Genomic DNA, 6,353 nt, shown 5'->3' on the forward strand with positions numbered 1-6,353 from the left:
CCTTGACGACCCTGCCGGTCTCGACGAGGTCGACTTCGACGAGTTCGACGCCGCGGACGCGGACGCGGGGGCCGGCGCGGTCTCCTTACGCCATGCCCCGCCCCGCGTCGCCCTGCCCACGGCGAGCGCCGGACTGATCATGCCGGTGCGGGTCGAGCTGAGCTGGCCGGAACTTCCGGGACTGCCGCTGGTTGATCTGCTCGACAGCCATTCCGCCGATGCTCCCGCGGTCTCCGCGGCCGCACTGCTGCGCGCCTTCGTCGAGATCGGCCGCAGCCTCGAACCGTTCCATCAGCAGGGCGTGGGGCTTCTCGCGCCGTGGAGCTTCAGGTGGACCGGGCAGAGCCTCACCCTGGCCGTCTGCGATCTGCTGGACGCGGGCAGGCACGACCCCGTCGACCCCTGGTTCGTCACTCCGGCGGGGGAGCGTGGTCCTGCCCGTGACCTTCGCCTGTTCGCCGTGGTGCTGTTCAAGGCGCTGACCGGCGAGTGGAGCAACCGGGACGCCTCGATGCTGGCGATGGCCGGGCTTGCCGCCGGCGAGTGGCCGCCCGGCGCCGACGCCGCGCTGCGGGCCTGCCTACATCCCGAGCATGGTCGCCGGGCGACCGGAGCCGGTGCGCTGGCGTCGAGGATCGCACCCTTCGTCTTCCCCGCGCGCAACGAGCGGCTGACGACTGTCGTCGCGTGCGAGAGCGTGACGGGCTGGCGCAAGGCGGGCGGCAACCCGGAAGGCGACAACGAGGACGCGGTCGGCTGGGCGAAGGTCGGGGACCCGTCGGACGGCACGACCACCGCCTGCGCGGTGCTCGACGGCATTACCGGTCCCGGTGACGGTTCGGGACGGTGGGCGGCGCGGGCGCTGCTCGCGGCATTCCGTCGGCGGTGGAAGGACGGCGAGACCGAACCGGAGCGGCTGCTGCTGGACGTCGCGCTGCCGCCGCCGCCCGCGCCGCTGAGCCGCCGGGCCGCCGCGGTGGCGGTGCTCGCCTCGATCTCCCGCGGTCGCGCCGACATCGCGACCGTCGGGGACTGCCGTGCCTACCTGCTGCGCCGCTGCGGCGACGGCTTCGTGGCCACCCGGCTGTCCAGCGAGCACAGCGTGGTCGCCGAGGCGATCGTCGCCGGCCAGGCTCCCACACCCGAGGAGCGCGGCATCGTGACCGAGAGCGTCCGGACGGCGCAGCGCGGCGCGACCGCGGTGGCGACCAGAAGGGTGCAGCTCGTCGACGGCGACCTGCTGATCCTCGCCACCGACGGGGCGTGCGAGGCGGGCGTCGACACCGCCGAGGACATTCCGGGCGTGGCCGACTGGAGGTTCTGCGACGTGCTGGAGGACCTCGCCTCGGTCGCCCGCACCCCCGCCGAACTGGCCTCGTTGCTCTGCCGTCGGGCGGAGGACCTCGGTGGGCACGACAACGCCACCGTCGCGGTGATCGCGATCCGCTCCGCCCGGGAGAAGGTGGTCGCCACCCGGACCAGACCGCGCCAGCGGGCGATGCTCACCGGCGTCGGCGAGTCCCGCGGCACCGGCACGCGCATTTACGGGGAGCCGCGCATTCACGGGGAGAAAGGAAACCGATGAACGACAGGGACCGGCTCGGCGTCGAGGGCCGGATGGACCGGGGTGTCACGAAGCCGGGTGGGGTGCTCCGGCTGACGATCAGCGTGGCCGATCCGCCGCGGGGCCGGCGGGAGGTGGCGGTCGCCGTCGCGGTCGACGCATCCCTGTCGATGCTGCATCCGGCGGCGCCGGACGCGGTCAGCAAGTGGGAGCTCGCGCAGCGGGTTCTGGAACGCGTGCACGGCCTGCTGCCCGACGGCTGTCCGCTCGTGCTGGTGCGCTTCGCCCGCGAGGCGCGAGTGATCAGCGCCGGGCGCCGGCCTGACCGCCTGCCGGCAGTTGACGGCCCCACGAACAGCGACGCGGACTCCTACACCAACATCGGCGACGCGCTCGCCGTCGCCGGGCGGGAGCTGCTCGCGCAGGCGCCGGACGCGGACGTCTACCGGGTCCTGCTCATCACCGACGGTGAGGCCAACATCGGCCGCTGGCAGCCCGAACAGCTCGCCCACATCGTCGCCGGGCTCGGCGACCAGGGCATCGGGACGGACGCGCTGGGCATCGGCGTCGACGCCCGGGACGAGGTGCTCGCCGAGATGGTCGGGGTGTGCGGCCAGACGCAGCACGTCTGGGCGGCGGCCGAGGACGTCGACCGGATCGACGCGATCGTCTCGTCGCTGATCGAACCGGTGGTCGGCGCGGCCGCGGGGCGCGGTGAGCTGCGGGTCCTGATCCGACCCGGCTGGACGGTGGAGGCGCTGCGGCGGATCAAACCACAGCGTCACCTCATGAAGGTGCCGCCACCGACCTCGCGCGGCACCGAGCTGCGGCTGCCGCTACCCGCCGTGAGCACCGGCGAGGACCGTCCGGTCTTCCTGCTCCGGTTGCGCGCTCCGGACACACCGCTCGGCGCGCACACGATTCTTCAGGCCCGCGGCGGGGTGGTCGCCGGTGGACGGCGGCTGGCTGTGGACAGCCGGGCCGACCCGCACGCCGCGCAGCGCTTCCGGGTCACCGTCGAGGCGGATGTCTTCCCGGACGCGGAATCCTCCCTCGAACACGAGGAGAGCATCGCGGAGTTCGACGAGGAGATTGCGAAGCGGGCCAGCTTCGCCCATTCCCGGGAGAGCGTCACCGAGCTGTTCCGGAACGCGGCGCTGTGGGCGGCGGACCGCGGATTCGACGATCTGGCCGACCACTACAACGCGACGCTACGGGCCCTCGGCCAGGGTGTCGCGCCGGCCGACGCGGTGTCGGGAGCCCGGGTCCGGGCGACCCGCACCAGGACCCGGACCCGTGATCTCGTCGAGGCGGACCCCGTGTCCGGCCGGCAACACGGCGGGGCGGCGTCCCGTCGGCGTCTCGACGACGTCCTCGGCAACAGCTGACAATCGGTAGGAGTCCCATGTCCTCGACGACGGTGCTGTTCGACGTCAGTAACATCACCCGGGACGGTTCGCCGGGCAGCTTCGCGCAGATCGGTCTCGGCTGCGCGCACGGCGCCCGCTGCCCGCGCCGGTGCGGCGTGACCGCGCGGCTGTTCGCCGTGGAGGCCGCCGCCCGCCGTGCCTTCGGCGCCGACGCGACCTTTCGCTATGTGGCCGACAACAGCCTGCGCGGCCTGCTCGACGACCTCGCTCCGCTGCAGCGGTACTACCGTGACGGCGCTCTGGCCTGGGCGGCCGAGGCCGACGACATCCTGCTCGAGGAGGCGAGGGCCGTCGGGGGGAAGGTCGTCAGCAAGGACAACTTCTACGGCAAACGCAACATCGACGCCCACGCGTGGATCCAGGGCGACGCCTCGACCTTCTTCGGATGGAAGGTGCTACCCGCCGCCCCGGCGGGCGAGAACGTGAAACTGGTCCGCCGGGCGATGAACCGGATCGACACCGTCACCTGGGAGCGGGCCGCGCGGCAGGACGAGGTGAAGGCGTCGGGCCTGCGGGGGCGACCGGAGGTCGTCGCCGCTGCCCGCGCCAACGCCTATCGCTGCGTGACCCCCGACTGTGTGAACGCCCGGCTGGGGCCGCTCGTGTCGCCACCGATGCGCGTGGCGGGGCGCGGCCAGGGCGCCCGGCTGGTCTGTCCGCTGTGTCGACGCCCGGTCCAGGAGATCGAGACGGATACCGGGCAGGCGGTCGGGGACGCCTCGGGCGCGGCGTCGCCTGTGCCCTCGGCGTCGCCTGTGCCCTCGGCGTCGCGGGACGCGCAGGCCCCCCGGGGAGCGACCGAGCCCCTGGACCTGGATACCCCGGACCGGCAGGCGGGCCATGGCGCACCCGGGGAGGGGAGTCGCAGGACCCTGGCGGACGCGCTCGGGGACGCGCTCGCGGACGACGCCACGATCTTCGATGCTCCCGCTTACATCCCGCCCTCGGGCACCGTGGGGGCGCCGACCATCGTCGGCCTGCCCGCGCCGTCCGGCGCCGGGTGGGATGCCAGGGTGGTGGCGGGTCCGGTCGTGCTGAGAATCGAGGGTGGCGGCACCCAACGTCTCGTGACGTTGGAGGTGGGCACCACGGTCGTCCTTGGGCGCCATCCCGACGACAACCTCGGCTCGGAGCGGCTCGTCGACGTCACAGCCGGGCTCGGTAGCAGTTACGACTACATCAGCACCCGGCACGTGGAGATCACCCTCACGGCTGCCGGCACGGCGATGGTGGTCGACCGCTCCCACAACGGCACCAGTCTGGGCGACGACCGGCTGGTGCGTGACCTGCCCCGGGAGTGGCGTTTCGACGTCCCGCTCCACCTGGCCGGGTCGCTCGTGCGGGTCGGCCGGGTCAACGCGGCTGGGACGGCCGGGACAGCTGGGACAACCAGGACAGCCGGGGCAACCAGGACGGCCGGGGCGGCCGGGCGGCCGGGCGGAACAGGCTGGCGGCTGACCGTCCGGCGCGGCGACGGCTCGTCGTTCGACACTCCGAACGTGGGACCCGGTGAACGTATTGTGCTGGGACGGCAACCGAACGCCGTGCAGCGGACGGCGGACGACCTGATCGTCGTCGACGTCTGCGACCGGCTGCAGATCGACGCCGCCGGCCGGGTCTCGCGGCGCCATCTGATGGTCGGCAACGAGCGCGACGGGACGGTGACGCTCACCGACCTGTCGACGAACGGCTCGTGGGTGGGTGCCCGGAGGCTGACGCCGGGCGTCGCCGAGAGGTGGGACGGCGAGGAGCCGGTCTGGCTGGTCCGCGACGTCGTGGGTCTGGAAGTGCGTGTGACGGGACCCTGGCCGGCCGGCGGGGTGCTCGGGACCGGCGGACCTGGCGGCGGTGGGGTACCCGGAGGTGGCCGGTGAGTACGGTCGCCTCTGATTTGGAGATCGTCGAACGGTTGCGTTACGGGGCGTCCTTCGCGTCGGTGCCGCGCACCTGGGGCCGTGGCCGGTACCGCTGCGTGCGTCATCTCGCCGAGGGCGGCCAAGGTTACGTCGAGCTCGCCCGGGACGAGTGGAGCAACGCCCTGGTCGTCGTCAAGGGCGCATGGTGGGGCGGCCGCGACCACGACATCAATCCCGAGTACGCCAGGACCCAGTACGAGAAGCGCTCGATCGACGTCGAGGACGCGGTCGCCGTGCAGGCGGCGCTCGGCGAGATCACCCACGGGGTGCCGGCCCTGGTGGACGTCGTCTACGGGCCCTCGCCGACCCGGCACGACCATAACGCGCTCGTGACCGGGGGCAACGAGCGGGAGGTCGAGCGGTACAACCGTGAGGCGTTCATCGTCATGCAGTTCATCGGTGACATTGGGCAGATGGTGCCCACCACGCTTGACTCCCGGGTCACCGAGTCCGGCCCGCTCAGCGCCCGCCAGGTCGTCGAGCTGGCCGACCAGATCAGCGCCACGCTGGAGGCGATGCACACGATCCGACCGCAGCGGCTCTACCAGCACGAGGAACGGATCAGGGGATACTGGGTCCACGGCGACGTCAAGCCGGAGAACATCCTCGTCGCTGGTGACCCACCCCGGTACTCGCTCGTCGACCTGTCGACGGCAGCGATCGTCGAGCCGTCGGCCAAGGTCATGCCCACCACCGCGACCCCGGGCTACGCCCCGCCGGGAGCCGAGCCGCTCAGCCCGCAGTACGACCTGCACTGCCTGGCGGCCACCCTGCTGTTCGCGCTGACCGGTGACCGCCCGGACGACTGGCTCGGGGGGGCGACCGAGGCCAGGTCGGCCGCGGACGCCGCCGGTTCCCGGGCTGATGCCGAGGCGCGGGACGAGAAGCTGCGGCAGCTGCGGGGTGAGCTCGCGGCCCGTCGCGTGCACCCCATGCTGATCCGCTTGATCACCGACTGCCTGCCCGCCGATCCGCGTTTCCGGCTCGGCACCGCCACCGTGCTACGTGCGGAGATCGCCGCGGTGCGTACCGCGCTGGTCGCCCGCGAGGTCCTGTCGGATGAGGAGCCGCAACCGTGAGCTGGTGGAACCGGAGCGCGTGGGGGAGCCAGCCCGACGGCGAATCGAAGTCGAACCCGGGGGCGCCCCCGGACCGCGGAGCGGGCTCGAACGGCAGGGCCTTCCAGGGCGGTCGGACGGGATCGACCGGCGCGGCGTCTCCGGGTGGTGGCGGGTATTCGGGGAGCGCGGCGTCTTCGGGTGCTGGCGGGTACCCGGGCGGCACCGCGGGCCCCGCCGGCGCGGACGACTTCGACGACTTCGCGGACCCCGAGCCGCTCCCCGCCGGACCCGCCGGCGCGGACGACTTCGACGACTTCGCGGACCCCGAGCCGCTCCCCGCCGGACCCGCCGGCGGTGCCGCGCCGGCGCAGCGGGGACACCG

The 6,353-nt window shown here is 73.2% G+C and carries 4 protein-coding genes and 1 pseudogene; all 5 read left to right on the forward strand.

The window, feature by feature from the left end; translation table 11 throughout:
• Window positions 1–1,585 (forward strand): PP2C family protein-serine/threonine phosphatase (locus tag AC08OO_RS11325; RefSeq protein ID WP_476618491.1); only part of this gene is annotated, 1,585 nt, incomplete at its 5' end.
• A complete protein-coding gene (locus AC08OO_RS11330; protein ID WP_476609861.1) occupies window positions 1,582–2,952 on the forward strand; it encodes a vWA domain-containing protein in 1,371 nt (456 codons plus the stop codon). The genes AC08OO_RS11325 and AC08OO_RS11330, both read left to right, overlap by 4 nt.
• Before the next feature lie 17 nt (window positions 2,953–2,969).
• Window positions 2,970–4,868, forward strand: coding sequence for an FHA domain-containing protein (locus tag AC08OO_RS11335; protein ID WP_476609860.1), 1,899 nt, complete (start codon window positions 2,970–2,972; stop codon window positions 4,866–4,868).
• Window positions 4,865–5,989 (forward strand): protein kinase domain-containing protein, encoded by a 1,125-nt coding sequence (locus tag AC08OO_RS11340; RefSeq protein ID WP_011437789.1) that lies wholly within the window; start codon window positions 4,865–4,867, stop codon window positions 5,987–5,989. Before AC08OO_RS11335 ends, AC08OO_RS11340 begins: the two co-directional genes overlap by 4 nt.
• Window positions 5,986–6,353: pseudogene (locus AC08OO_RS11345) on the forward strand (hypothetical protein); the annotation flags it as partial. The gene AC08OO_RS11340 and the pseudogene AC08OO_RS11345, both read left to right, overlap by 4 nt.

The organism is Frankia sp. CeCAU1 (assembly GCF_977971845.1).